The organism is Sphingosinicella sp. (assembly GCF_052387495.1).
Lineage (GTDB): Bacteria > Pseudomonadota > Alphaproteobacteria > Sphingomonadales > Sphingomonadaceae > Allosphingosinicella.
The window spans coordinates 1-25,347 of the sequence record NZ_JBQTJC010000069.1 but is presented as its reverse complement, the minus strand read 5'-3'; the positions used below and the strand labels follow the sequence as shown (position 1 = coordinate 25,347).

The 25,347-nt window shown below is 67.7% G+C and carries 29 protein-coding genes and 1 pseudogene; 15 read left to right on the top strand and 15 right to left on the bottom strand.

Annotated elements, in window-relative coordinates; translation table 11 throughout:
- Positions 1–92: 92 nt before the first annotated feature.
- Positions 93–1,115: an IS110 family transposase gene (locus ACT4N8_RS03870; protein WP_444856817.1), complete on the top strand. Its 1,023-nt coding sequence runs from the start codon at positions 93–95 to the stop codon at positions 1,113–1,115.
- 206 nt (positions 1,116–1,321) lie between these two features.
- Here ACT4N8_RS03870 and ACT4N8_RS03865 read toward each other — a convergent pair whose 3' ends face one another.
- From ACT4N8_RS03865 to ACT4N8_RS03855, 3 genes are read right to left on the bottom strand one after another with little or no spacing between them, the layout of a single operon-like run.
- Positions 1,322–1,984 carry a lytic transglycosylase domain-containing protein gene (locus ACT4N8_RS03865; RefSeq protein WP_444856816.1) on the bottom strand — a complete coding sequence of 221 codons (663 nt, stop codon included), beginning with the start codon at positions 1,982–1,984 and terminating at the stop codon, positions 1,322–1,324.
- Positions 1,972–2,553, bottom strand: a complete 582-nt coding sequence (locus tag ACT4N8_RS03860) for a S26 family signal peptidase (RefSeq protein ID WP_444856836.1) — start codon at positions 2,551–2,553, stop codon at positions 1,972–1,974. The genes ACT4N8_RS03865 and ACT4N8_RS03860 overlap by 13 nt, the downstream gene beginning before the upstream one ends.
- Positions 2,546–2,767, bottom strand: coding sequence for a helix-turn-helix domain-containing protein (locus ACT4N8_RS03855; RefSeq protein ID WP_444856815.1), 222 nt, complete (start codon positions 2,765–2,767; stop codon positions 2,546–2,548). Before ACT4N8_RS03855 ends, ACT4N8_RS03860 begins: the two co-directional genes overlap by 8 nt.
- A gap of 290 nt (positions 2,768–3,057) precedes the next feature.
- Here ACT4N8_RS03855 and ACT4N8_RS03850 point away from each other — a divergent pair, with 290 nt between their 5' ends.
- Complete coding sequence (locus ACT4N8_RS03850) at positions 3,058–4,257, top strand: MFS transporter (RefSeq protein WP_444856814.1); 1,200 nt, start codon at positions 3,058–3,060, stop codon at positions 4,255–4,257.
- A gap of 135 nt (positions 4,258–4,392) precedes the next feature.
- On the opposite strand, the gene ACT4N8_RS03845 is transcribed toward ACT4N8_RS03850, so the two are convergent.
- Entirely contained in the window at positions 4,393–5,352 is a 960-nt protein-coding gene (locus ACT4N8_RS03845; RefSeq protein ID WP_444856813.1) for a hypothetical protein, read from the bottom strand.
- Positions 5,340–5,861 carry a hypothetical protein gene (locus tag ACT4N8_RS03840; protein ID WP_444856812.1) on the bottom strand — a complete coding sequence of 174 codons (522 nt, stop codon included), beginning with the start codon at positions 5,859–5,861 and terminating at the stop codon, positions 5,340–5,342. Before ACT4N8_RS03840 ends, ACT4N8_RS03845 begins: the two co-directional genes overlap by 13 nt.
- 180 nt (positions 5,862–6,041) lie before the next feature.
- On the opposite strand from ACT4N8_RS03840, the gene ACT4N8_RS03835 reads away from it, so the two are divergent.
- Both ACT4N8_RS03835 and ACT4N8_RS03830 read left to right on the top strand, forming a co-directional pair.
- Entirely contained in the window at positions 6,042–6,941 is a 900-nt protein-coding gene (locus ACT4N8_RS03835) for an aminoglycoside phosphotransferase family protein (RefSeq protein WP_444856811.1), read from the top strand.
- 57 nt (positions 6,942–6,998) lie between these two features.
- The gene (locus ACT4N8_RS03830) at positions 6,999–8,339 is read left to right on the top strand and encodes a dihydrolipoyl dehydrogenase family protein (protein ID WP_444856810.1); all 1,341 of its coding nucleotides are present in this window, start codon (positions 6,999–7,001) and stop codon (positions 8,337–8,339) included.
- Here the strand turns inward: ACT4N8_RS03830 and ACT4N8_RS03825 are convergent.
- Complete coding sequence (locus tag ACT4N8_RS03825) at positions 8,336–8,767, bottom strand: MerR family transcriptional regulator (protein ID WP_444856809.1); 432 nt, start codon at positions 8,765–8,767, stop codon at positions 8,336–8,338. The genes ACT4N8_RS03830 and ACT4N8_RS03825 overlap by 4 nt on opposite strands.
- Before the next feature lie 68 nt (positions 8,768–8,835).
- Between ACT4N8_RS03825 and ACT4N8_RS03820 the strand changes: the two genes are divergently transcribed.
- Complete coding sequence (locus ACT4N8_RS03820; protein ID WP_444856808.1) at positions 8,836–9,231, top strand: hypothetical protein; 396 nt, start codon at positions 8,836–8,838, stop codon at positions 9,229–9,231.
- On the top strand, positions 9,228–9,455 hold the full coding sequence (locus ACT4N8_RS03815) for a GDCCVxC domain-containing (seleno)protein (RefSeq protein WP_444856807.1): 228 nt from the start codon (positions 9,228–9,230) through the stop codon (positions 9,453–9,455). The genes ACT4N8_RS03820 and ACT4N8_RS03815 overlap by 4 nt, the downstream gene beginning before the upstream one ends.
- 42 nt (positions 9,456–9,497) lie before the next feature.
- Here the strand turns inward: ACT4N8_RS03815 and ACT4N8_RS03810 are convergent, their stop codons facing one another.
- From ACT4N8_RS03810 to ACT4N8_RS03800, 3 genes and pseudogenes are all read right to left on the bottom strand, one after another.
- Positions 9,498–10,058 (bottom strand): DNA -binding domain-containing protein, encoded by a 561-nt coding sequence (locus ACT4N8_RS03810; RefSeq protein WP_444856835.1) that lies wholly within the window; start codon positions 10,056–10,058, stop codon positions 9,498–9,500.
- Between the two features lie 30 nt (positions 10,059–10,088).
- Positions 10,089–10,265 (bottom strand): annotated as a pseudogene (locus ACT4N8_RS03805) (transcriptional regulator domain-containing protein); the annotation flags it as partial.
- Between the two features lie 36 nt (positions 10,266–10,301).
- Positions 10,302–11,108, bottom strand: a complete 807-nt coding sequence (locus ACT4N8_RS03800) for a LuxR family transcriptional regulator (protein ID WP_444856806.1) — start codon at positions 11,106–11,108, stop codon at positions 10,302–10,304.
- A gap of 204 nt (positions 11,109–11,312) precedes the next feature.
- On the opposite strand from ACT4N8_RS03800, the gene ACT4N8_RS03795 reads away from it, so the two are divergent.
- From ACT4N8_RS03795 to ACT4N8_RS03760, 8 genes are all read left to right on the top strand, one after another.
- Positions 11,313–12,062, top strand: coding sequence for a LuxR family transcriptional regulator (locus tag ACT4N8_RS03795; protein ID WP_444856805.1), 750 nt, complete (start codon positions 11,313–11,315; stop codon positions 12,060–12,062).
- Positions 12,063–12,138: 76 nt separating this feature from the next.
- The gene (locus ACT4N8_RS03790; protein ID WP_444856804.1) at positions 12,139–12,759 is read left to right on the top strand and encodes an acyl-homoserine-lactone synthase; all 621 of its coding nucleotides are present in this window, start codon (positions 12,139–12,141) and stop codon (positions 12,757–12,759) included.
- 16 nt (positions 12,760–12,775) lie between these two features.
- Complete coding sequence (locus ACT4N8_RS03785) at positions 12,776–13,663, top strand: phytanoyl-CoA dioxygenase family protein (protein ID WP_444856803.1); 888 nt, start codon at positions 12,776–12,778, stop codon at positions 13,661–13,663.
- Between the two features lie 31 nt (positions 13,664–13,694).
- On the top strand, positions 13,695–14,336 hold the full coding sequence (locus ACT4N8_RS03780; protein ID WP_444856802.1) for a GntR family transcriptional regulator: 642 nt from the start codon (positions 13,695–13,697) through the stop codon (positions 14,334–14,336).
- 81 nt (positions 14,337–14,417) lie between these two features.
- Entirely contained in the window at positions 14,418–14,552 is a 135-nt protein-coding gene (locus ACT4N8_RS03775; RefSeq protein ID WP_444856801.1) for a hypothetical protein, read from the top strand.
- Positions 14,553–14,754: 202 nt separating this feature from the next.
- Positions 14,755–14,886, top strand: a complete 132-nt coding sequence (locus ACT4N8_RS03770; protein ID WP_444856800.1) for a hypothetical protein — start codon at positions 14,755–14,757, stop codon at positions 14,884–14,886.
- A gap of 43 nt (positions 14,887–14,929) precedes the next feature.
- The gene (locus ACT4N8_RS03765) at positions 14,930–15,583 is read left to right on the top strand and encodes a lasso peptide biosynthesis B2 protein (protein ID WP_444856799.1); all 654 of its coding nucleotides are present in this window, start codon (positions 14,930–14,932) and stop codon (positions 15,581–15,583) included.
- Positions 15,580–17,325: an asparagine synthase-related protein gene (locus tag ACT4N8_RS03760; protein WP_444856798.1), complete on the top strand. Its 1,746-nt coding sequence runs from the start codon at positions 15,580–15,582 to the stop codon at positions 17,323–17,325. Before ACT4N8_RS03765 ends, ACT4N8_RS03760 begins: the two co-directional genes overlap by 4 nt.
- Here ACT4N8_RS03760 and ACT4N8_RS03755 read toward each other — a convergent pair.
- From ACT4N8_RS03755 to ACT4N8_RS03730, 6 genes are all read right to left on the bottom strand, one after another.
- Complete coding sequence (locus ACT4N8_RS03755) at positions 17,268–19,355, bottom strand: Atxe2 family lasso peptide isopeptidase (protein ID WP_444856797.1); 2,088 nt, start codon at positions 19,353–19,355, stop codon at positions 17,268–17,270. The genes ACT4N8_RS03760 and ACT4N8_RS03755 overlap by 58 nt on opposite strands.
- Entirely contained in the window at positions 19,349–21,946 is a 2,598-nt protein-coding gene (locus ACT4N8_RS03750) for a TonB-dependent receptor domain-containing protein (protein WP_444856796.1), read from the bottom strand. Before ACT4N8_RS03750 ends, ACT4N8_RS03755 begins: the two co-directional genes overlap by 7 nt.
- Before the next feature lie 143 nt (positions 21,947–22,089).
- Positions 22,090–22,278 carry a hypothetical protein gene (locus tag ACT4N8_RS03745; protein ID WP_444856795.1) on the bottom strand — a complete coding sequence of 63 codons (189 nt, stop codon included), beginning with the start codon at positions 22,276–22,278 and terminating at the stop codon, positions 22,090–22,092.
- Positions 22,279–22,342: 64 nt separating this feature from the next.
- Complete coding sequence (locus ACT4N8_RS03740) at positions 22,343–23,344, bottom strand: FecR family protein (RefSeq protein ID WP_444856794.1); 1,002 nt, start codon at positions 23,342–23,344, stop codon at positions 22,343–22,345.
- 6 nt (positions 23,345–23,350) lie between these two features.
- Positions 23,351–23,941, bottom strand: a complete 591-nt coding sequence (locus ACT4N8_RS03735) for an RNA polymerase sigma factor (protein WP_444856793.1) — start codon at positions 23,939–23,941, stop codon at positions 23,351–23,353.
- A 674-nt stretch (positions 23,942–24,615) separates the two neighbouring features.
- Positions 24,616–25,035, bottom strand: coding sequence for a MerR family transcriptional regulator (locus tag ACT4N8_RS03730; protein WP_444856792.1), 420 nt, complete (start codon positions 25,033–25,035; stop codon positions 24,616–24,618).
- A gap of 74 nt (positions 25,036–25,109) precedes the next feature.
- On the opposite strand from ACT4N8_RS03730, the gene ACT4N8_RS03725 reads away from it, so the two are divergent.
- A partial coding sequence (locus tag ACT4N8_RS03725; protein ID WP_444856791.1) for a methyltransferase occupies positions 25,110–25,347 on the top strand: 238 nt, incomplete at its 3' end.

The following is a 25,347-nucleotide window of genomic DNA, read 5'->3' as shown; positions in this document are numbered from 1 at the left end:
AAAATTACTCGGTTGGGTGATGGGGTGGACGCCCCCCGACGGCATCGATGTGCCAGAGTGGCGGTGTTGAGCACCACTTGAGGGAGGCGTCCGTGTTGGAAGTTAGCATCATTGGGTTGGACATCGCCAAGCATGTTTTTCAGGTTCACGGTGCGGATGCGTTTGGCCGAGCCGTGCTTCGCAAGAAGATCAGCAGGGCGAAGCTCTTGCGGTTTTTCGCGTCGCAGCCGCGTTGCCGTGTCGTGCTGGAGGCGTGCGGTGGTGCGCATCACTGGGCGCGTGAGCTGGCGAAGCTGGGGCACGACGTTCGGCTGATCGCACCGGCCTATGTGAGGCCGTTCGTGAAGCGGCAGAAGAACGATGCGGCGGATGCCGAGGCGATCTGTGAGGCTGCACAGCGCCCGAGCATGCGGTTCGTGCCGGTGAAGACGCAAGCGCAGCAAGCGGCGGCGATGGTGTTTCGTGGGCGCGACCTGCTGGTCCGGCAGCGGACCCAGATCAGCAACGCGCTGCGCAGCCATATGGCGGAGTATGGCTGGATCGCGCCCAAGGGCCTGGCCCATCTGGACAAGCTCGCCGCGCTCCTTGCCGATCGAGAAGCTGTCCCCGAGGGCGTGCGCTCGGTTTGCATGGTGCTGCTCGACAGCCTGGCGGTGCTCGATCAGCAGATCGCCTTGCTCGACAAGGAGATCGTGCGCCGGTCGCGCGAAGACGAGGTCGCGCGCCGGCTGATGACCATCCCCGGCATCGGCCCGATCACGGCGACCGCGATCACCGCGCTGGCGCCACCGCCGGGGACCTTCGCCAAAGGCCGCGATTTTGCCGCCTGGATCGGACTCACGCCGCGTCAGCACTCGACCGGCGGCAAGCAGAAGCTCGGCGCGATCTCGAAGATGGGCGAACGCACGCTGCGAAGGCTGCTGATCATCGGCAGTAGCGCGGTCGTCCTTCAGGCGAGCAAGCGCGGCGCGCCCAAGGGCTCATGGCTCGAACAGATGCTGGCGCGCAAACCGCGGATGCTGGTCACGGTCGCGCTCGCCAACAAGACAGCACGCATCGTCTGGGCGCTGCTGACGAGGCAAGAGGATTACAGGGCTCCGGTCGCGGTGGCATAGCCATCGGGACCAGAGGTCGTCGGGAGGCGTAGTCGGTCGAAGGAGGGTATGGCGCAACAGTCGGCGAGACGGGATCGGAAGAACCAGGGCTTTCCACCGTGCCCCATCAGCACGCTTAGGGTGATGTGGTTCCGATCCGCGAACTCCCATACGGGCCCGCAGCTCTCATCGCTGCATCAAGAGGCCGGACAGATGGCAGCATCCGACTACGCCAAAACCTCCGAAAATGCCGCTTGCGTCTTTAGGGGCGTCCACAGATGGGAAGCCGGGGTCAGCGGGACAAAAAGGGAGCGCGAGGGGGGCTGCGGCGGAGCCGCGATCGCGTCCCGGGGCCGCATCGCTGCAAGCACGACGAAGATACTGTCCGTGCGAGGCTCCTGGCGGAGCGTGGGTGGCTCGGGCTGCGCGCGGCCGACCGAGGCCACATAAGCCACCGTTTCCGCGGGGAGGCGCCTGCCGGTTGCGAGATGCTCCGCGTAGCGGCCCGGTCCTGCATTGTAGGCCGCGAACAGCCCTGGATAGCCGAACCGGTCGTACATCGCCCGGAGATAGGCCGTGCCGGCAAGGATATTGTCTCGCGGCTCGTGCGCGTCGTGGCCGAGGCCGAGCAGGCTCCGCATCTCCCTCCACGTGCCCGGCATGAGCTGCATCAGCCCCATCGCGCCGGCGCGGCTGACGATCGGCCGCCCGCTCACTATCGTCCGGCCCCCGCTTTCGGCGCGCATAACGCGCCGGATCCAGGCCTCGGGAACGCCGAAGCGGGCCGAGGCTTCGGCGATATAAGGCGACCAGCGGTCCAGCGGATCGGCCGCGGCGGGCGCGGCCCACAGCAACGCGGCTGCGACGATTATCGCCCTCAGCCGCGCCATATCAGCCTCGCCCGCCCCACGATCTGCCGGCGACGCGTGACGCCGAAATAGCGGCCGTCGAACGCTTCGGCGACATCGGGCGTCAGCAGGAAGAGGTCGCCATCGGCGATTTCCTCGCACCCGGTCCACCACGGCATCGGACGCCCGGACGGGTCGTGCAAGCGCCGAAGCGTTTCCATCCGGCCGTTCACGAAGATTGCCTCTCCCGCCGCGCAGACCCGGTCGCCGGCGGCCGCAGCGACGCGCTTCACCAGCGGCACGTTGCGGGGCAGATAGCGGCGCGCAGCGCCGAGCTCGCGCGCGTGGTCGGGCGGCCAGGCGATCACCATGTCGCCCGGAGCGGCATCCCCCGGAGGGCTCACATGATAGAGGCCGACCGGGCTGCTCGCGCTTGCATTCCAGAGCAGGAGCGGACGCGGAGGCCAGAGCAAAGTTCCGACCAGGGCGGTGGCCGCGGCGGCGCCTGCGGCGGCGGCGAAGATCTTGATCCGGCCCACCTGCCGCGCACGGCGATGACGGCGAAGTTCCTCGCCCCAGCGGAAAAGCGGCAGCTCGCGATGCTCAGGCATGAGCGGCACCTGAGACGCCCTTCGACCAGGCGTCGAGATCGTCGATATGGTAGCGCACGTAGCGGCTATGGCGACGGAAGCAGGGGCCGCTGCCGGCTGCGCGCATCGACTGAAGCTTGCGGGCGCTGAGCCCCAGATAGAACGCCGCCTGCTCGGTCGAGAGAAAGGGGCTTCCTTTCTTGGCCCGCGCGGCGCGGGCGATGTCGTCGTCCATTGGAGCCTCGCTGCATCGAGCGGCGCCTGTCTGCGCCTCCGTGCCGCCATGCGTGGCGCACTTCAGCTGGCGTGCAGAGGCTCGAAAACCGGGAGCGCGAAAATCGCGCCCCCAGGGGCGAGCACCCCGGTCAAGCGGCGGGACCAGGTCGTCGAGGAAGCTCACACCGTCAGCGCGGACGTTCTCGCCACGGGGCCTGTCGTCCGGACGAATTTCTCGAATGGTCCTCGGCGGCGGCACCCGTCATAGGCCGCACCGGATCGATCTACGTCTGCTATTGGCGCATTGAGATGGCCGAAAGACCGCTGACCAGGTCGCCGCGTCCGGCGATTCCCCCCACGGTTTGGGCTTTGGGAATCGTAAGTCTGTTCATGGATATCTCGTCCGAGATTATCCACGCACTGCTGCCGCTGTTCATGACCACAACGCTCGGGTTGAGCGTAGCGCTCGTCGGCCTGATCGACGGCATCGCAGAATCCACCGCCAGCATCAGCAAGGTCTTCTCCGGCTATATCTCCGACAGGCTCGGCAAGCGAAAGCCACTGATCCTGCTCGGCTACGGCCTCGGCGCGGCCTCCAAGCCGTTGTTCCCGCTCGCGGCAGGCGCTCTACCGATATTGGTCGCACGCTTTGCGGACCGCATCGGGAAGGGCATTCGTGGCGCGCCCCGGGACGCCCTGGTCGCGGATGTCACGCCGATCGAGATCCGGGGGCGCGCCTTCGGCCTTCGCCAGTCTCTGGATACGGTCGGGGCATTTGTCGGGCCGCTGCTGGCCATCGGCCTCATGGTCCTTTTCGCGAACGATATGCGGGCCGTTTTCTGGGTCGCCGTCATTCCGGGACTATTGGCTGTCCTCTGCGTCGTTTTTTGGGTCAAGGACAGTGCCGGCTCGGACGGGGAAGCCGACGCCCCGATCAACCTAAGTGAGCTGAAGCAACTGGGTCGCGCCTATTGGATCGTCGTCGTGATCGGGGTCGTGTTCACGCTCGCTCGCTTCAGCGAAGCCTTTCTCATTCTGAAGGCAACCGCGGAGGGTTTGCCGCTGTTCCTCGCGCCGCTGGTTCTGGTCGTGATGAATGTCGTTTATTCGGCGGGCGCTTATCCGGTCGGCGCGCTCTCCGACCGGATGCAGGCGCGGGCATTGTTGCTCTCGGGCCTTGCCTGCCTGATCCTCGCCGACCTCATCCTTGCCTTCACCACGGGCCTCGCCGGCGCCTTTAGCGGCATCTGCCTTTGGGGCCTTCACATGGCGCTGACTCAGGGCGTTCTGGCAAAGCTGGTTGCCGACACGGCCTCTCCGCGATTGCGCGGATCGGCCTTCGGTCTGTTCAACTTGGCCAGCGGCCTCTCCCTGCTCGCCGCTAGCGTTGCCGCGGGCCTCCTGTGGGAAGGTCTTGGCCCGAACGCGACCTTCGTCGCGGGCGCCATCTTCGCTGCGACCGCAAGCCTGATATTGCTGGCATTTCGCAGCGCCCGCCCGGCGGCCTAAAACGCCCGATCGTCCAATTGCCAATTGGCTCATGACAAAAGTACGAGCCTCTCATGAGGCACCGAAGCCCGCGCCGGGCCGCGCCGCTCGAATTCGTGGCCTTGCATCCTGCACATGCGCCTTGGATGCAGGGTATCAACGTGCGGCCAGTTCCTTCCGCAATGCTGCTGCCCGCTTCGCGACTCCAATTTTCGGATTGGCCATAAGCGCACGATCATAGGCATCGAGCGCCGCTGAGGCATTTCCCGCAGACTCTTCGATCTCGCCGAGCAGCCGCCATGCCTCGGGCTCGAACCGCTCACCGCCTTCGGCAAGCGCCCGCCGCACGCCGGAGCGCAGCGCCTCGACCGACAAGCCGGTCGCCGCCTCGCCCTCGGCCAGCGCCTTGCGGATGACGTAGAGCGTTCCTCTGTTGACCTCATCCTGCAGCCAGAGTCGGCGGTGGAGGAACGCGCCTTCGAGCGAATAGTCCAGCGAGGGCCGGTCGCCCCGGACCATCCTGATCCGGTCGCCGCCTTCCGGAAACTCATAACCTGTCGCCCAGCCGGATTCAGCGGTCCAGGCCGCGACCACCGCACCTGCCGCCAGGTCGAAGACGGTGAGGATCGAGCTGTCCGGCGATCCCGGCGCATTACAGGTCTGGCAGGCGGCCAGCCGGCCGTCGCTCGACAAGCCGTTGTTCAGCAGGTTGGCGGAGAAGCGGCGGGAGAGAAGCGGACTCCCGTCATTCCGAAAGGCATGGAACGTGCCGGAGAGCGCGTCACTGTCGCCCCAGTCGTTGAGGATGAAGGTGCCGGCGTCGGCGACCTTGCCGTCCTGCGGGCGCTCCATCTTTGCGTCGACAAAGACAGTATCGCCGTCGATCAGCAGATAACGGCCTTCGGTGACGTTGCCATCGATCCAGCGGCGGTCGTGCCAGACCAGGGTGTAGCGCCCGTTCGCCGACGCCGCGCGCTCGCCGACCATGTCGAGCTCCGGAATGGAGACGATCCGCCGGCCATGCGCGGCTAGCGTCACGCGGCTCCCATCCGTCGCCGCCTCGCGCGCCGCTGCCTCGTCGGCCTTGCCGCCGAGCAACCGCTTCAGCCAGGACATTGTCCCGCCCGTGCCGGCGCGCGCGCCAGCGCTTCGATCCCGATCCCCAGCCGCTTCAGGAGGCGGCGGACCATCTCCTCCTTCGTGTCGTAACATTGCCGGTCGGCAAAATCGCTGATGAAGGCGCGGATGGCTCGCTGCTCGTCCGTGTCGAGCTTCTGGATCTTCTTCAGGATTCTGTCTTCCTCGTCGAACAGGAGAGGCCGGCTCATCCGGAGGGGCTCGTCCCTCTGCCAATGGGTGTTGCGCTCGGCGAGCCAGGCCAATGCCTCCGCGTCCGGCACGCCCGCCCGCTCGATCGCATAGCGGATGAGCTTGAACCAGCGCGGCAGGCTCTTGAGCCGCTCCGCGCCCAGCGCCTCGATCTCGGCCGCGCTCGGGACAAGACCCTCCCAGCCCATGTCGGACGCGATGGCGTCGGCTCTGCGGGCGAGCTCCTCCACCGACCAGCCCAGCCGTTCGCGCTCCGCCCGCACCCACGCCGCCGCCGCCAGAACCTGCTTGCGCATGAAACCTCCACCGCCAGCTATATTCGCCGGAGCGGCCAAGTCTATTTGCCGCGGGAGATTTGCCGCTATCCCGGGGATCGCCCGCGGGCGCCCGGGGTATCGCGGGGCGAAGCCCCGCAGAAGGGGTCTGCCGAGACTCACGGGCTCGGCCACAGGTGAAGGCCTTCCCCCAACGCCGTCATGCCCGATCTCGACGAGAGGCCGGCTTCCTGTGCAGTGCCATGTTCTCAAGCTCCGCGCCTCGCACGGTTGCCTTGCCGGGTTATCGCTGGTCTGCTGCGGCAAATGTTCGAGCGATACATTCGCCGGTGGAGACTCGCCGCGGACGGCGCGCCTGTCCGCACGCACAGCAGCGATCTCCTGCCCGTATCGCGGAGCGGACAGCCGGCCATGCTCAAGCTTGCACGAACCTCCGAGGAGCGGCGCGGCAACCTGCTGATGGCCTGGTGGGACGGAACCGGCGCCGCCCCCATTCTGGAGCATGACGGGCCGGCGCTCCTGGTGGAACGCGCGACCGGCGAATGCTCTTTGGCGGAATTGGCGCGAAGCTCTCGGGATGACGAGGCCACCCGGATCATTTGCGGCGTCGCTTCCAGGCTGCATTCGCACGGCGCAGCGCCTCCGGCAGAGCTCGTGCCGCTGTCGGCCTGGTTCCGCGAACTCTTGGCCGGGCCGCCGGCGGGAGCCTTTCTCGATGCCGCCGCATCGACTACCGCCGAGCTGCTGGCGACGCAAAGCAGTGCCGTCGTCCTCCACGGCGACCTCCATCACGGCAACGTCCTCGATTTCGGCAGCGGAGGGTGGCGCGCGATCGATCCAAAGGGGCTTCATGGCGAACGCACGTTCGACTTCGTCAACATCCTCCGCAACCCCGATTTCGAGACGGCAACGGCTCCCGGCCGGTTCGCCCGGCAGGCGACCGTCATTGCCGATGAGGCCGAGCTCGATCGCCAACGGCTGATCCGATGGTTTGCCGCATTTTCCGGTCTCTCGGCGGCTTGGCATCTGGCGGACGGGGATCACCCGGAACTAGACCTCGCGATGCTCGAGATCGCCAAAGCGGAGCTGAGCGGGCTCTGACCATCAATCGCGGAACCTGTAGCCCGTGCAGCTTGGTTTCTGCCGCGGAGGCTCGAAATGGAATATGACCTTTTGGCCATCGGCACCGGGACGGCGGCCCAGACGGCGGTCACGCGCGTGAGGAATGCCGGCTGGCGCGCAGCGATCGTCGACGAGCGGCCGTTCGGCGGCACTTGCGCGCTGCGCGGCTGCGACCCGAAGAAGATGCTGGTCGCCGGCGCCGAAGCGATGGAGGCCAGCCTTCGGATGCGCGGGAACGGCATCGCCGGCGACATCCGGATCGACTGGCGGGCGCTGATCGCCTTCAAGCGGACCTTCACCGATCCGATCCCGGAGAAGCATGAGACCCGCTACCGCGAGCTAGGGATAACCACGCTCCACGGGCCGGCCCGCTTCACGGGCAGGAACGTACTGTCGGTCGCCGGCGAGGCGTTGACCGCGCGCCATTTCCTCATCGCTTCGGGCGCCGAGCCCGCGCCGCTTGGCATTTCCGGCGAGGAGCATCTCGCCAGCAGCGAAGACTTGATGGCGATGGACAGCCTTCCGCGCCGGATCGTCATGGTCGGCGGCGGCTATATCGCCGCCGAGTTCTCCCACATCGCCGCGAGGGCCGGCGCCGAAGTGACGGTCCTTCAGCGCGGACCCCGCCTGCTGAAGAATTTCGAGCCGGAGCTGGTCGGCTGGCTCATGGATGCGTTCGCGCGGGTCGGCGTCACCATTCGCACGAACATCGCCGTGACAGCGATCGAGAGGACCGAGCGCGCCTATCGCGTTCGCGCGGAAAGCAATGGCCGGCGGGAGGCGATCGAGGCCGATCTCGTCGTGCACGCCGCCGGTCGGGTGCCCGCGCTCGCTCGGCTTGACATTGATGCCGCCGGCGTCGCCATCGAACATGGCCGCCTGAAGCTCAACGAGCATCTCCAGAGCGTCTCCAACCCCGCCGTCTATGCGGCCGGAGACGCGGCCCAGGCCGGGCCGCCGCTGACTCCGGTCTCCGCGCACGATGCCAAGGTCGTCGCGGCCAACCTCACCGAAGGAAACAGGCGCACGCCCGACTATCGCGGCATCCCCAGCGTCGCTTTCACCCTGCCGCCGATCGCTCGCGTCGGAATGAGCGAGGCCGAGGCGTGGGAATCCGGGCTTCGCTTCCGCGCGAAATCGGAGCGGGTGTCAGGCTGGTATACGGCCCGTCGGGTGAACGAGGACGTCTACGGCTATAAGACCCTTGTTGAAGAAGGGACCGGCCGCATCCTCGGCGCCCACCTGGTCGGACCGCATGCCGACGAGGTGATCAACCTGTTCGGCCTCGCCATCCGCCACGGCCTCACGGCCGACAATCTCAAGGCGACGATGTTCGCCTATCCGACCGGCGCGTCGGACATCGGCTACATGCTTTAGCCGAATCCGCCGCCTTCGAGCATATCGATGACGGCGCAGTCGGGCGCCTCCCCGCCCGAACAATGCTCGATCGTGGCCGCAAGGAGCCGCTCGAGGCGCGAAAGATCCGCCATCTTCGCCCGAACCTGCTCCAGATGCTGAACGGCGATCTCGCGGACCTCGCCGCAACTGGCCTTTCCGGGACCGCCGAGGGCCAGGATCGCCCGAACCTCTTCCGGCGCGAAGCCGAGATCGCGCGCGCGCCGGATGAACCCCAAGGCGCGCACATGCCCCTCTCCGTAAACACGGTGCCCGCCCTGTGTGCGCGGCGGCGCGGGCAGCATGCCTATGCGCTCGAAATAGCGGATGGTCTCGAGATTGACGCCCGTGCGGCGGGCGAGCTCGCCTCGGGAGAGGCCGACACGCACACCCTCGCCCTTGGCCGGCATGATGATTTTCCTTGCTCCTGTACTCGCTACAGGTGGCAGATAGCCGCGAATCGCGCTGGAGACGATATTTGATTGACAGCACCGGGACGCCACCAGCCGTCATTACGAGGACCGCGAGCATCGCGGCAGCGGGGACCGTCGCAAGCTCTGCCGCCTTGTTCTCGGCCGCAGCCTGCTGCGTCCTGCCACTGGCGCTCGGTGCGGTCGGGCTCGGCGCAGGCGGCCTCGCGGCATTCGTTCCCTTCCACTGGCCGTTGACGATCGTTGCGGTGGTGGCGGTCGCGGCCGCGTGGCTCCTCTATCTGCGGCGGAAGCGCGCCTGTGCTCGCGACCCGAATTGCGCCATGGCGCGCCCTTCGCGCGCGACCTTTCTCATGCTCTGCCTCTCCACCACCTTCGTGGCGATCTCAGCCTCCTGGAGCTTCGTCGAGACGCCGCTTATGCGGCTATTGGGTGGCGCATGATTCAGCCGGCCTCAAGCCTGACCTGCCCGGAATGCGGCGGCGTCTCCGTCGAGACGATGCCGACCAACTCCTGCCAATATTTCTACGATTGCCGCCACTGCGGCGCCCTTCTCAAGCCGTTGAAGGGCGACTGCTGCGTCTTTTGCTCTTATGGCGACATGCCCTGCCCACCGATCCAGCAAGCGCAGGCCGGAGGCGGCCCGGGCGGCTGCTGTGCCGCCTGAGGACGGTGCGGGCTCCCGGGGGGACGCTGCCGGTCCAACAAATTATCGAAGCTGCTCTCGATAGCCGCCGGACGCCATGCATCGGGCCCCTCGGACGAGGCGCTGGACCTGCGAGCGAAGGCTCGGCGCGTCGCTGCGCCAGCGCCGTTCCCCGGCCGCCCGATTCAGCAGCGCCGCGGCGATCTCGCGCTGATCGGCACCGGCCGCGAGCGCGTCATGGGCGCGAAGCATCAGGATCCACCGCCTCGCGCGACTCTCCGGGCGATGGAGCGAGCAGCTGAACCGGCCGGTGCGCTGAAGCGCGAGCAGGCGCCTGAGCGTCATCAGCGGCCGCTCGGCTGCCTCAAAGCCCGTGAGCAGATATCGGAGCTGCACCGGACCGCCCGTCACGGTGCCGGCGAGGATGTCGAGGCGGATGGTGCGAAGCCCGTCCGAGACGAGCAGATGCTCCCGGCCGTGCGGAACCTTGAGGATCGTCGCCATCGCTGCGAAGCGCGCGAGGTCGAACGCCTCGGACGCCGGACCCGGGCGGGCGCCGAGGGCCGGAAGCACGGGGGCATGGACGTCGGCGCGCCAGAGCGGTCGCGCATCGGGTGCGGCCAAGCGAGGATTCTCGAAGGCATGGAGACCCCACCGCTCCGGCGCCGACGAACTTCCGGCCGCCGATGGGCGCTCCGCAATAGCGGCGGCGCGATAGCCGCGATCCCGGCGAAGCCATTCCCAGGCGAAGATCGAGCGGTCGGCTTCGAGGAGCGGCGCGTAAGCCTCCGCGTCCCTCCAGTCGGCCGCATGTTCCTCTTGCCCGTCCACGCGACGAGGAAAGCCCCGATCGCGCCGCTAACCTATTCACCCATATGGGGGAATTGCCTCATCAAAGCTGACCAGGGCGTCGCGCAGGCCGCAGGCGACCAGCTGGGCACGGCTCACCACATCATAAGCGGCCCTTGCCCTCTTCACATATTGGTGGGCAGTCTCGACGCTGATCCGCAAGATGGCCGCGATTTCCCAGTCCGTCTTGCCGGCGGCGACGAGGCGAACGCATTGGCGCTCGCGCCGGCTGAGCCGGGGACGGCGCGCGCAAGCGGGATAATCGTGCATTCGGCGGGCGGCGCGAAAGGCATGGGCTCCGATCAGCTCGGCGCAATGAAGGCGGTCGAACGGAAGCTCGCGGCCCGCGCGGACCGCGAACGAGCAGGAACCGCCCGGTTCGCCGGGCACATTGGCCGGCACGGTGAAGCCGTCGGCGATCCCGAATCTTCTGCCCTTCTCTAGAATCTCGCGCTGGCGACGGCCGATGACGGCAAGATCGGGAAGCTCCGCCCAGGCAAAGCCGACATTGGTGCGCGCGCACGCATGATGGACGGGGTCGGCGCCGACGAGCCCGCGGGCGGTGAGCTCCCCCTCCCATCCAGCCGGATAAGTGTCGATGCGAATGAGCCCGGCCCTGGTCGAAGCGAGACTCGCATGATGCAGAAGCGCGAAATAGTCGAATCCGAGCTCACGCGTCACATCGTCAAGCAAGCAGGAAAGGTCCCGATCGCCAGCGCAAAGACCGGCCTTCGCTTCGAAGCAATCCACGAGACGGGCATAAGGCAAGGTCCGCCGTTCATCTTGCCCTTCGAGCGAGCTATCGACAGCGACCGAAGGGATCATTGGAGGCCGTCACAAAACGCTTGCGAAATAATCGCCAAATAACATGCGGGCGAGCGTTGGATTCCGAAAAAAGGCTCCTAATATCAACGCCAACGTTAAGCGGTGCCCCTGCCGGTTGAGACCCGCGCGGAGGCCCACAAAGGACGGGAACGGAGACAGTGGCGGCTTGGAAGCGTCTCTCCGCTCGCGTGAAGACAAGAATTCATGCGCCCGTTCGAGCGTGCCCAGACATTTCTTCGCGACGTGAGCGAGACGAACACCGAAGCCGAGCTCGCCGAAGCCCTCGCCATCGTTTCCCGCGAGCTTGGGTTCACCTATTTCGCGCTCAGCCATCATGTCGACATCAGGCAGGCCGCGCAGCCGGCCATCCGGCTGCACAATTATCCGGGCGACTGGGTCGAATATTATGACGCCAACAGCCTTGGCGTCTCCGACCCCGTCCACCGGGCGAGCCATGTCACCAGCGTCGGCTTCGCCTGGTCCGAAATACCGAGCATGATCGCGATGACGCCGAAGGACCATGAGATACTGCTCCGCGGCGGAGCCAGAGGCATCGGCGACGGCTTCACCATTCCCGCGAACGTTCCGGGCGAATCGAACGGCTCCTGCTCTTTCGCCAATCCGGCGGGCACGCCGATGCGCGAGGAGGACCTGCCGCTCGCCCAGCTTGTCGGCGCGTTCGCGTTCGAGGCGGCGCGCAAGCTCTGGCGGGTGCGCGCTCCGCTCATTCAGCCGCCGCCGAGGCTCACCGATCGCCAGCGCGAATGCGTCTTGTGGGTCGCGCGCGGCAAGTCCGACTGGGAGATCAGCAGGATCCTGGGTGTCGAGCATGAGACGGTCGTTCGGCATCTCAAGCAGGCCCGCGAGCGTTATGGGGTGGGGAAGAGGACAATGCTTGCCGTCCAGGCGTTGTTCGATGGATCGATCAGCTTCACCGACATCCTCAAACGCTGACAATGCCCATTTCTGGGAATAGCGGCCGACCCGCCCGTCGGCCGATCCTGACCATGTCATCCACCAGGAGAAAGACATGGTCACCGTCGCCCAATCCATTCCGGTTCCACTGCGCCTCCCGGCGCTGCGCGAGATGTTCGAAGCGCGAAAGCGCGTCTTCGTCGATCTGCTCAAGTGGGAGATCCCGGTCCTTGAGGAACGCTACGAAGTCGATCAATTCGACGACGAGCATGCCACCTATCTGATCGTCCCCGACGAGGCCGGCGGCCATGCCGGTTCCGCGCGCCTCCTGAAGACCGGCCGGCCGCACATCCTCGACACCCTCTTTCCCGAGCTATGCGAAGCACCGCTCCCGCGCGGGCCTCAAGTGCTTGAGATCACCCGCTTCTGCCTCGGCCGCGCGTGCGGCGCCCAGGCCCGGATCGAGACCCGAAACCGCCTCGTCTCCGGCCTCGTGCATTACGCGCTCGAAAACGGCATCGGGACCTATACCGGCGTCGCCGAGATGGGCTGGCTGTCGCAGATCCTCGCCTTCGGCTGGCGCTGCCGCCCGCTCGGCCTGCCCCGCCCGATCGGCGGCAAGATGCTCGGCGCGCTCAGCATCGACATTTCGGAAGAGACGCCCGCGCTTCTCGAGGCGAACGGCATCTACCGGCCCGTACCGCTGCAGCGGCTCGAAACCCTCGCAGCGGCCTGACCGGAAAGGACCAACCATGCCCGATAAGAATGAACTGGAGTGCGCGGTCGATCGCTGGAGCGAGCGGCTGCTGGTGGACGGCTATTGCGTCATCCCGGACCTCGTCCCGTCGGTCGACGTCGCCGCCCTTGACGCCGATCTGGCGGCGGATTTCGAGGCGACGCCATTTTGCGAAGGCCGCTTCTATGGCGAGCGGACCAAGAGGTTCGGCCGCCTGCTGGCACGCTCTCCGCGCACCGCCGCATTCGTCCAGAACGAACTCGTCCTCGGGGTCGTCGAGCGCGTGCTCTCGCCCTGGTGCGACACGATCCAGCTCAATCTGACCCAGGCAACCGCGGTTCATCCGGGCGCGCTCGCCCAGATGCCGCACCGCGACCAGGATATGTGGCGCGGCCCGACCGGCGAGATCGAATATCTGGTCAATGTGATGTGGCCGTTCACGCGCTTCACGCGCGAGAATGGGGCGACGCGCGTCTGGCCGGAAAGCCATGGGCATCGGGTCCACCATGAGGTCGCCGAGTCTTCCGAGCAGGTCCCCGAGCTCGATCCGGGCTCGGCCCTGCTTTTCCTCGGCTCGACGCTCCATGCCGCCGGCGCCAACCGCAGCAGCGAGGTGCGGCGCGGCATGATCGCCGGCTACAGCCTCGGCTGGCTCAAGACTTACGAGAACCAGTTCCTCGCCTATCCGCCGGAGATCGCCCGCACCTTCGCACCCGAGCTCGCGGGGCTGGTCGGCTATCGGCAGCACCGCCCCAATCTCGGCAATTTCGAAGGCTGCTGCCCTTCGGTCCTGTTGCAGGGATCGGCGCCCGGCCATCTCGGGGCCAGGGATGCGCTCCGTCCCGATCAGGTGGAGGCGGTCGACGCGCATGCCGCGCAGGAGCGAGGACGGACAGCGGCGTGACCCAGACTAAATTGACGCAGGGAATCGTGAAATGAGTCCCGGCCCCACCTTCGATCGGGTCTATCCCGCGCTCAAGGAGCAGTTGATGAGCGGCAGGTTCGCGCCCGGCGACCATCTCGAGCCGGCCGCGATCGGCGAGGAGCTCAACTCGAGCATCACGCCTGTGCGGGACGCCCTGCACCGCCTGGTCGGCGAAAGGCTCGTCGAGGCGCCGCGCAATGACGGCTTTCGCGTGCCCGCGCCGACCGAGGCGGAGCTCCGCGATCTCTATCGGTGGAGCCGGGAGCTGCTCGAGCAGGCGCTGCGTCGGCGTCCTTCAGGGTCCGGCGCCGACACGCTCAGTCCGGGAGAGGCGGACGTCATGCCAAGCTCCACCGCCCCCGCGGCGGCGGACCTCTTCCGGTACATTGCGCGCCGCTCCGGCAATGCCGAGCTCGAGGCGGCCGTGGAGAATGTCAGCGACCGGCTGGCCGCGATGCGCACCGTCGAGAGGCGACTGTTCGCGGACCACGCCGAAGAGCTCGCCGGCCTGCGCGCCCTGCTCGCCGGTCCGGACACCGGGCCCCTCCGCCGCGCGATTGCCGCCTATCACCGCCGCCGTCAACGCTGCGTGCCGGAACTGCTCGTTGCCGCGCGCCGGCTTCACGGTGCATCCGAAACAACCGCGAAATAGCCGCCTTATTAGATTCCTATTCCGGCGCCCGCGCCTAGCCTGACGGAGCCGCGAGATCCCGCGGCTTTTAGGAGAAAGACGATGCAGCGCAACGAACAGCACAATCCGGTCGGCCCGATCGAGCTCGGCACGGTGTCCGGCGACACCAAGGGCGACGCGGCGCCCCACTGGGAGGCCGTCGGCCTTCGCTCCAATCCGGGCATCTGCGACGACTAAGCCCGTCGGCGGCCGGCAGCGGTCGCGCGCCGGGTTCTCCCGGCCAGGGATCGCCGCCGGCCCGCCTTGGCGCGCGACCGCTCGCGCTTCGCTCGCGCTCTTACAAACAACCTCCAAATATGCCGGGTATAAAGTTCCTATCCCATCCTGCTTCGCCCAGAATCGGCATGGCGGCAATGAGTCCGCAGCAAGGAGAAGTGGCATGCAGAAGGTGGAAAATCGCGATCTCGAGCTGATCGAGCTGGGCTCCGTCACGGGCGACACCCGCGGCGAGGGCGGCCCCTATCCCGAATCGTTCATCGGGATGACCAAGGGCACGATCAGCGCCGACTGACGCGCCGGGCGCGCGGCCAGCGGCCGTGCGCCCGCCCAACTCCATGGCGCGCTTCGTCCTGCCCCCGCAGATATATTATTGCGAGATCGGAGAGCAGCGGATCTTTCTCGATCTCCTCGCCGACCGCTATTTCAGCCTGCCGCAAGAAGCCGATCGCTCATTCTCGACGCTCGCGGGCGGCGGCGAGATCCCGACGGGCGCGCTCGACGCGCTGATCGCCGCCGGAGTCGTCGCCCGCTCGCCCGCCGGAAAGCCCCTGGCATCGACAACGCATGTCGCGCCCGACCGCAGCTTCCTTGAAGAGGAGTTGCGCAGCGGCGGCGGCTTGAGCGCCCTGCCCGAAGTTCTTCTTCTCACCCTTTGGGCCCGACGCTCGGTGCGAAGGAAGCGCCTGCCCCGGCTGTTGATCCCCTCCGCAAAGGGGCGCGCACCGTCTTCCGAAGCGGGACGCGAGCGCCGCGACCGGGCGGTTACGCTCTTCGTCCAGGCGCGACGCGCGGTGCCCGTGAAGCCGAACTGCCTCCATGACTCGCTGGCGCTGCTGCAATTCCTTCGGCGGCGCAGGGTCCATGCCGATCTCGTGATAGGCGCCAAGCTCGATCCCTTCGGAGCCCATTGCTGGATCCAGGACGGGACAATGGTGCTCAACGACACGCTCGCGGCCGCGCGCGGGTTCGCGCCGATTCTCGTCGCATGAATGCGCCGCGCTTTCTTGCCGCGACCGGCGAGCCCGAGGCGCTGAGAGCCTGGCTATCGGGGCTGGTTCCGCCCGAGGCGCCGCGACAACGGCTCAACCGCGTGTTCGATGGCCCCGATCTCGTCGTCTACGCGACTCCCGAAACAGATCTGCTTCCGCTCGAGGAAGAGAGAGGCCTCATCGTCGGCAGACTGTATCGCGGAACGGAAGAATGCGAGGTCGTCGGTTCGCTGACGCTGTCCGAAAGCCGGCATGCGGCCTGGAGCTGCGGCCGGTCACTGCTCGACGGCAAATGGGGTCAATATATTGGCTTCCTTCGCGACGGCGGGGCCGTCACCGTGGTCCGCGACCCGTCCGGAGCGGTCCCGGTTCATTTCAGCCGGTGCGGCGCGATCCAGCTTTATTTCTCGCACGGACAAGTGATCGACTCATTCGCTTCGTCCGACGCCGGCATCGACGAGGAATTTCTCCGGCAGTGGCTGACCTTTCCGTTCCTGCGCACCGCGCGTACCGGCATCGCGGGCCGAAGCGAGCTTCTGCCCGGGACCTTGCGAAGCTCGAGCGGCAAATCGGCCTCGATCAAGGCCATCTGGACGCCCTGGCGGTCGACCTCGGTCGAGCGCCGGATCGTCGATTTCGACGAAGCGGCCCGCCGGTTGCGCGCGGTCGCGCTCGCGACGGTTCCGGCCCAAATCGGGCATCTGACCCGGCCGATCGTCGAGCTGTCCGGGGGCCTCGATTCCTCGATCGTCGCGGCATGCCTGTTCAAGGCCGGCAAGGGCTTCGAGGCCGTCAACTTCGTCACACGCGCCCCGGACGGCGATGAGCGGGACTATGCGCGCGCGGTCGCGGATTCCCTGGACGCCGGTCTTTCCGAGCTCATGGAGGACGGCGCCCCGCTCGACCTTTCCGCGCCTTGCGCTCCGGGACTGAGGCCGCCGCTGAGCCCGGTCCTGCAGCCGCTGCGCCGCGCGCTCGCCGGCCATGCGCGCGCGATCGGAACCCACGATTTCGTGACGGGGGCCGGCGGCGACAACATCTTCTGCTATCTGACGACCGCAGCCCCGATCGTCGACGCGGTGTCGGAGGCGGGCATCCCCGCCGGGCTCGCGACGATGCAGGACGTCGCCGCCCTCGGCGATTGCACCTTATGGACCGCCGGCGGGCTCGCGCTGCGCAAGCGACTCCGGGGAAGCCGGCGTCCGCTGTGGAAGGCCGACCGGCGCTACCTCGCTCCACAGGCGGTCGCGGAACACCCGGATCCCCATCCCTGGCTCGAGCGGCCGGAGGGCGTTCCCGCGGGCAAGATCGAGCATGTCGAATCGCTCGTGCGGGTCCAGCATTTCCTCGAACCCGAATATCCGGGCGGCGACCGTGTCCATCATCCTCTGCTCAACCAGCCGCTGACCGAGCTTTGCCTCTCGATCCCGAGCTGGCTCTGGGTTCGCGGAGGCCGCAATCGCGCGGTCGCCCGCGCCGCCTTCGAAGACCTCCTCCCCGCCGCGGTGGTTCGCCGGAGGACCAAGGGCCGGCTCGAGAGCATGTGCGTTCGCGCCTTTTCGTCCAACCGCAAGAGACTTGCGGAGATCCTGCTCGACGGAGGGCTTGCCCGTCGCGGTCTGATCGATCGTTCCGCGCTCGAAGCCTATCTCCGCCGGGCGGGGCAGCCCGCGGACGATTCCTATTATCGGGTGTTCGACCTCGTCTCGCTCGAACTCTGGCTCGCGGCGCGGCGGGGCTGATCCGCCTCGCGGAAGCGCTCGGCGAGCGCGCGCCAGCGGCGATATTGTTCGGCCTTTGCGGGGTCGGGATCCTCAAGGCCGAGCAGCCAGAAGCGAAACCAGTCGAGGTTGCGCCCGTAGACCGCGACGCGATGGCGCGGCTGCACCTTGATGTGGGGTTCTTCCGGAAAGACGTAGAGCTCCGCCGGCGTCGTGGAGTTGGTGAGCCGCGCATGGAGCTCGACCGCATAGCGCGATTCCTGCTCGGCGAGCTGCATCAGCAGCGGCGCCCTGATCCGCTCCGCGTTCATCGCCGCAGAAAGCACCCGCCATTGCTCCGGCGTTTCTTCCGGCGCCCCCAGGCCCCAGACCTCGCGAAGACCCCGGTGATAGTCCCGGCCCCGGACACCGTTGAACCAGTAGCTGGCCGGCTCGAACTGAGGGGATGCGATCGACGCGGCGGCGATCAGTTCCGAATGGATCAAGGTCCAGAGAGTGACCTCCGTCCCGAAGCTGAGCCCGCCCATGCCGACCCTGGCTCGGTCGACCAGGCGGCGATCGGCGAGCAGGCCGATCAGCGCCTCAATTCCGCTCGCTGCGGCGCGATATTGCGCGACCCCGTTCTGGGCGCCGCTCGAGCGGGTCGCGTTGATGCAGACCGAAGCGATCCCGTTCGCGGCCAGAATCGCGAACGGCCATTCGTCGCCGACCCCGCCGCGCACGAAGCCGCGGCAGCGATAATAATTGACGAACAGCGGTGCCGGACGCGGAATCGCCGCGTCCGGCAGGAACAGGATCCCGGTGAACCGGCGTCCGTCCGCGCTCCAGCTCAGCCGTTCCGTTCGCGGCCAGCGAAGAGAGCGAAGCGTCCTATTGGGGTCGAACAGCGACCGCGCCCGTCCCGAGTCGAGATCGATCGCCTCGAGCCGGGGCGGCGATGCGGGCTCCGCGCGCACGCAAAGCGCATGGCCGCCGGCGATCGCGCAGGGCATGTTGTCGTCGCGCCCGCCCGCAAGCAGGCCGTCGCCGCGCATCACGAGCCGGACCCGGCCCGACGCCAGGTCCCACAGCCGAAGGCTCTGGACGAGCGACGCGTCCGAGCTCGCGAACAGGACCTCATCGCGGCCCGGCCGCCAGGCCGCCCAGGCGACGCGCTCGCTGGCGCATTCCGCAATCGGGCATTCGATTCTCACGCCGGCGGCGCCCGGCCGAACGACCGCGAGACTGCCTTGGCCTCCGTCCCAGTAGGAGAAGGCGATGTCCCCCCGCGCCGAACGGGCGGTCGCCTCGCGCCATGCGCCGTCCGGGACTGGAGGCTGGCCGGCCGCCGGCTCCTCGAGCGCGTCCGATGATTGGAGGCTGCCGAGGTCGAGCCGCCTCAGCCGCGGCGCCTCCCGCCAGAGCACATTGCCCCGGCCGAACCAGGGACCGCTCAGCCGCTGGCTCGCGCGCCTGCCGTTGACGATGGCGCCTCGAAAGATGTTCTGCGCAAGCTCGACATGCTCGTCGACCAGGATTCCGGACTCATATTCCGCGAGCTCGGCCCGCTCAATCGCCGAGCGGGCCGGCCCGACGCGATAAAGGATCGCGCGGCCCCCCGGCGCCAGCTCGAACGAGAGGACGTCGCCATCCTCCGAGGTCACCACCTCCGCGCCGGTCCCGTCGGCGGGAGCCCGCCAGATCTGCACCGCGCCCGAGCTCAGCGCTCTAAAATAGATCGAAAGGCCGTCGGGCGACCAGAGCGGCGGCTCGGCGACGAGCAGGCCGGGGTCGGCGATGATCGGCTCGCCGCCTTCCGCGATCGGGCGCACCCGGCCGGTCGAGACGTCGAGAACGTGCCAGCCGAGAGCGTAGCTGTTCCGTTCGATCGACGGGCGATCGACCCGAAACGCGACGAGCCGGCCGTCGGGCGAAGCCGTGACCCCAGATATGTCGGCCGCTTCGATCAGCGCGGACATGGACGGCGGCTCGGCCGCCGCCGCCCCCGCAAGCAGGGCGGCCAGCGCAGGGCCCAGCACCCCCGCCGCCGGACGGCGTGCCGCGGTCACCATCTCCTGCGCAGCTGAAGCGAGACGAAGCGGCCACGTCCGCTCGCATTGACCGGATCGTAGCCGGTGCCGCTCGTCGAGCCCGTGTCGGGCAGCAGAAAGGGCGGGTCGCGGTCGAACAGATTTTCAACGTTGAGGGCGATCCTGGTGCCGCGCAGCCAGGCCGGGGCGGCGCCCGGCGCGTCATAAGCGAGGCCCAGGTCGAACGTAGTGAAGGAATCGACGCGAAGGTCACGGGTCCCGCGCCTGTCGCGATAATCGTCCGCATGGTTGACGAAGAGATTCGCCGACCAGCCGTCCCGACTCCAGCCCGCCTGCGCCCTGGCTCTGAAATCGAGCGGTCCGAACGGCGTGTCCAGAGTATCGATCGTGGCGCTGGTCGGACGGAGGCGATCGGTGAAGGAGAGGATGTAGTTGACGTTCGCCGCCACGAGAAAGCGGCTCGCGCCGGCCGCGAAGCGATAGGCGAGGTTGAAGTCCAGCCCGCGCGTCTTGGTGACCGCCGTGTTGTTGAAGCGGCCATCGACGATCGCCGAGACGTCGGCGGGGGTGGCCCCGCCGTTGCTGAAGCCCGGACCGGTCACATCCGTCGCGACCTGAGCGCCGGCGATCAGCTCGCGCACCAGATCGTCGTCCGGGTCGCGCGTGACGATCGAGTCGAACGCCGGGTCGCCGACCACGGTGATGGACGGCGCCGGAAGCGCGATCCGGTCCGAGAAGCGGATCGAATAATAGTTCATCCGCAAGGTCAGTCCGGGAACCGCGCGAGGCGCTATGTCAGCCCCCAAGGTCCAGCTGCGCGACCGCTCGGGCTGGACGCCGGGATTGCTCCCGCCGAGAGCGAGCCCGACGCCCGTCGCATCGGCGGCATTGCGATAGACGAAGATCGCGGGGACGTAGATCGCGCTGTAGACGCCCGCCGTCTCCGACAGCAAAGGCGCCCGGAACGACGTGTCGTAGGTCGAGCGAAAGGCCAAGCCCGGGATCGGCGACCAGAGAATGCCAAGCTTGGGATCGAGGGTCGAGCCGAAACGGTCATAATGCTCGTAACGGCCAGCGGCGGTGACGATCAGCCGCTCGAGGCCCGGGCGACGGTTGAGCGACGAGAAGAGCGGGACCTGAAGCTCGACAAAGGCCGCCGCCACGTTGCGCGTCGGGTCGAAGGTGACGTTGATCGTATTGGTCCGAAAGCTCTCGTCATAGCGCTCCCAGCGAAGCTCTCCGCCGAGCGCGACCCGAACCGAGCCGCCGGGCAGCTCGAACAGGGTGCCGTCCAGCTTGAGCCCAAGGTCCGACACGGAATTTCGGATGAACCTTTCGTTCACCAGCGGAGTCGTCGTCGGCCTCGCCTGACGCTCGTCGGTGCGCGTGAAGCTGTGGCCGCCGGTGAGCTGGATCGACCAGCTCGCGCCGGGCTGATAGCGGAGCCCGCCGGAGAAACCGTAGGATTCGGCCTCCGCAATCAGTCCGACCGGTACCGGGTTGCCGGACAGGAAGAAGGAGCGCTCGGTGTCGCGCTGCGCATAATAGCCGGTCGCCTCCAGGCCGAGGCTGGAGGTAATGTCCTGCACGAGATTGCCGAACAGGCTGTGCCGGCGGTCCCGCGGGAACAGAAAAGTGCTCGGCGCGAGATTGATCGCGAAGGGCCGGTCGGCGACGAGGATTTCGTCCTCGAGCCGAAACTCGTAACTCAACAGCGCCCGCCCTCCGCGCCAGGAGGCCCCGGCCGTCGCGCCGAGCTGCAGCAGGTCGCCGTCGCCATTGGTCGCTGAACCGATCTGGGCGAGCGTCTCCACGCCCTCGAAATTGTCGCGAAGGATGAAATTGACGACGCCGCCCACGGCGTCCGAGCCATAGATCGCGGACGCGCCGTCGGTCAGAATCTCGACCCGCTCGACGGCGCTGAGCGGGATGAGAGAGACGTCGACGAAGGCGCCGGTATTGCTCGGCGCGACCCGGCGGCCGTTGATCAGGACCAGGGTCGCCCGCTGCCCCAGACCGCGCAGATTGAGGCCGGAGCCATGTTCGGTCGGGTCAGCGCCAGCGCCGGGGACCTGGAAGTTCTCGCGGTTCACGCCGCCCTGGGCATTCTGGGGCAGCTTGGCCATCAGCTGCTCGACCGAGCTGGCGCCGCTCTCGTCGATGTCTTGCCGCCCCAGCACGATGACGGGAGAGGTCGATTGGCCGCCCCAAATATTCGTGCCGGTGACGACGATCGGCTCGGACTGCGGCGGCTCGGTCGCCGATACCGACGGCCCTTCGGCCGATGAATCGGCGCGGCTGACCACAAGAGCCTGGCCCACGAGCGACACCCGCAGTCCGCTGCCCTGGAGGAGCAGCTCGAGCGCCTGGCGCGGGCCATAACGGCCGCGCAGCGGCGGCGCTCGCCGGCCCGCCACCAGCTCGCTCGGCGCTATGACGCTCGTTCCCGAACGGACCGAAACGTCGCGCAGCGAGCGGGACAGCGACTGCGCCGGCAGGGCGTAATCGGCTTCCCGAGCCGGTTGGGCCTGTGCGGTGGACGCGCACAGGATCGTCGCGATTGCAGTCGCCCCCAAGAAACGGGCGACCTGCGCATGTGGCTGGCCGAACATCCTACCCCCTCTTCCCGGCGCATTTTGAATGCGGCGCCGTTCGGAGGCCTTGACGACAGGCCGGCAAATCACCCCCCGATTTTTTTTGCGCGCGCGGGAGCTCGGAGAAGCGCTCGCGACCCGCGGACCAACTCCAATGACGGCTATGAGCGACGCTCCGCCTCACCTTCGCCATCGACGGCCTCGATCTTGCCCGGCACCAGCCAGGTCAGGCTCCCGCCGCCCGCGTCGATCCGCGCCTGCCCGCTGCGGACGGCGTCGGCCGCCGCTCGCCCGGGCGCTTCTCGCCATGGTCCGACCAGCACGCTCGTCCGGTACCGATACCGCCGCATCTTCCTACCCCCGTCGTGCGGACGGCGCGCCGCGCCCGCCTTGACGACGCGCGGTGGGGAATCCCTACCTTGGAAGTGGCGTTTCTCTCGGTGCGCCCGGATCGACGAGGACGATCGTACCGTCAGGCCGCGAGTCGACCCGCAGATGGAAGGCCGTCGCCAGGCTGCGCGCGAACCCGCTGACGTCGCCGGCGCGATAGGCGCCGCTGACCCGCAGATTGCCGATGCGCTCGTCGCCGAGGGCCAGCTGCACGCGGCTGTAGCGATTGACCAAGGCCACCGCCTCGCGAAGCGGGGTCTCGTCGAACTCGAGCATATGCGTCGGCCAAAGCGTCTCGCCGCGCGTCGCGCGCTGGCTCACCGCCGGCGCCTGGCCGGCGATAACGAGCTTGTGCCCGGCCGCGAGCCGATGGACGGCGGCTTCACCCCCGCCGCCGAGTCGCCGGACCTCGACCGATCCCTCGATGAGCAGCACGGCAAGCCGATCCTGAATCAGGCTCACGTCGAACACGGTGCCCGTCGCGGTCACCTCGTTCGAGGCCGCGCGCACCACGAACGGCCGCGACTCATGCGCGACGAAGAAGCGGGCGCGTCCGTCGCGCAGGATCAGCAGCCGCTGCGAAGCGGTGAATCGCGTCTCGATATGGCTGCCGGAATCCAGCACGACCCGCGAGCCGTCGGGCAGGACGACTTCCCTTATTTCGCCGACCACGGTCGCGAGCGACTGCGCCCGATCGCTCGCCGGATCCGGAAGCCAGCGCGAACCGAGCAGGATCGAGATCAGGGCGATGCCGCCGGCCAGGCAGGCCGCCAGCGCGAACCCCGCCCGCCGTCGCGACGACCGGGACGCCTGCTCCTCGTCAGCCATGTCGGCCCGCGGCGCATGGAGCCGGCCGGCGGCCGACCAGATCGCGGCCATCCGATCATAGGCCTCCGCATGCCTGGGATCAGCGTCATACCAGCGCCTGAAGGCGGCATGGCCCGCTTCGTCCGCGCCACCGCCGAGGCGCGAAAGCCAGTCCGCCGCCTCGCGGCGAATGCGCCCGCGCGTTCGAAGGAAAGCCATGCGCGATTAGGCCCGGTTCAGCAGGCGATCGAGCTGAACGAGCGCCTTGCTCATCTGCTTCTCGACGCCCTTGACGGACAAGCCGGTGCGCTCCGCGATCTCCGCGTAACTAAGCCCTTCCACCCTATGCGCCATGAACACCTCCCGCGTCCTTGGACGCAAGCGCATGATAGCCGCCTCGAGACGTCTTAACATGTCCCGTGATTCAAGAATTCTGTGTGGGTCCGGTCCGGCCAGCGTTTCTTCCTCCACGACGACATGGAGGGCGACCGACTGCCTCGACGCCGACTTGGCGCGATCCTTCAGAAGATTGGACGCGATGCGGCGAAGATAGGCCTGCGGCCGTTCCAGCAGCGCGCCTTGTCCGCGCAGCCGGGCGAGCCGGAAAAAGACATCTTGCACCAAATCATGGGCATCGTCCGTATTGCGGGTACGGCTTGCGAAAATTCGGACGAGCCTGGACGACTCACTGCGGTAAAGATCGGAGAGAAATTCATCCGTACCGATATCGGGCGCGCTGTCGGCTGGCGAAATCGGATCGCATTCGAGGTCGGCCGGATCGAGCCGCGCCCCGCTCGGTAAAGCGGGGTCGATCACCTCGAGACTCCGCGCGCACGGAGACGGCAAGCGGCCGGCCGCATCGACAATGCTCCGCCGCACTCGCATCCCATCTCCGACCTCCTCTCGCGAGGCTGCCGGCGGGAAGCCGGAATTCGAGAACATGCTTGGAAATGCGCCGCCGCACTCGACCGCGAGCGAGCCGGACACAAGCGTCGGCCGCCCGGACGAAAGCGCCGGTGACACAAGCGAGGTTCTCACGCCTCGGCGCCACGATGTGGCGCGCCTTCAGGATAGAGTCGGCGTGCGCGAGCGCAAGGGGTCCCGGCGGCTCGAACCTTCGCGACATCGAGCCGACCCGTCCAGGCTCGTCCCCGCGCCGAGGGACCAGCTCGGCAATCGCGGCGGTACGTGGCAAGCCGGGTGTTGAGAACATGCTTGGACATGCGCCGCCGCCTTTAGTCGCGAACGACCTGGACATAAGCGGCGGCCACCCGGCCGAATTGCTGCCGGCTCCACAAGCGAGGTTCGCCCGCTGCGGCGCCGGTCGGCCCTCCGCAAACATAGAATCGGGGCGAGGAAGTGCAAGCCGGCAAGTGCCCGCCAATGGCGGCGAGGCAGGCGACCGAGAAAGTGGGGTGCAGGGGCGCCAAGGCCACGCTCAGCCGGCTCGCGCATGCGGTCCTCGGCGGCCGATCCATTCTCGCCGCCGTTCAGGCCGGCGAATGATCGGCGCCGCAACGGCTGTGATCGCCGAGCGTCTCAATGATCCGGCACGAGGACACGCTGCCGCCCCTGCATTCCTGAATCATCCGGCCCAGCTCGTCGCGGAGACGCGCGAGCTGCTCCATCTTGGCTTCCACGGCCGACAGATGTCGCGAGGCAATGGCATCCGCCTCGGCGCAGTCGCGATCGGGCTGCTCCGCAAGATCGATGAACGATCGCACGTCGGTGAGATCGAAGCCGAGGCCGCGGGCGTGACGCACGAAGGCAAGTCGTTCGGCATCCTTCGGCCCATAGTCCCGATAGTTCGACTCGGTGCGTGGGGGCCGCGGCAGCAGGCCGATCCGCTCATAATAGCGGATCGTCTCGATATTTGCGCCGGTCGCCCGGGCGAGTTCGCCGATCTTCATGCAAATCCATCCTTGACCCTGTAGCGGCTACGGACCTCATATGGTGTGCCGCAACAGCAAGGGGTAGTGACAAAATGAACGATGCTGGCCGAGAGTTCGTGCCCGCGCTGGGGTGGCGGGTGCTGACCCCGCTCTATGACGGCGTCGTCCACACCCTTACTCGCGAGACGGTCTGGCGAAGCGCCTTCTTGCGGCAGGTTGCGCCCACGGCCGGCGACCAAATCCTCGACGTGGGTTGCGGCACCGGATCGCTCGCGATCCTCATGAAGCGGGCCGCGCCAGGCGCGCGGATCGTCGGCCTCGACCCCGACC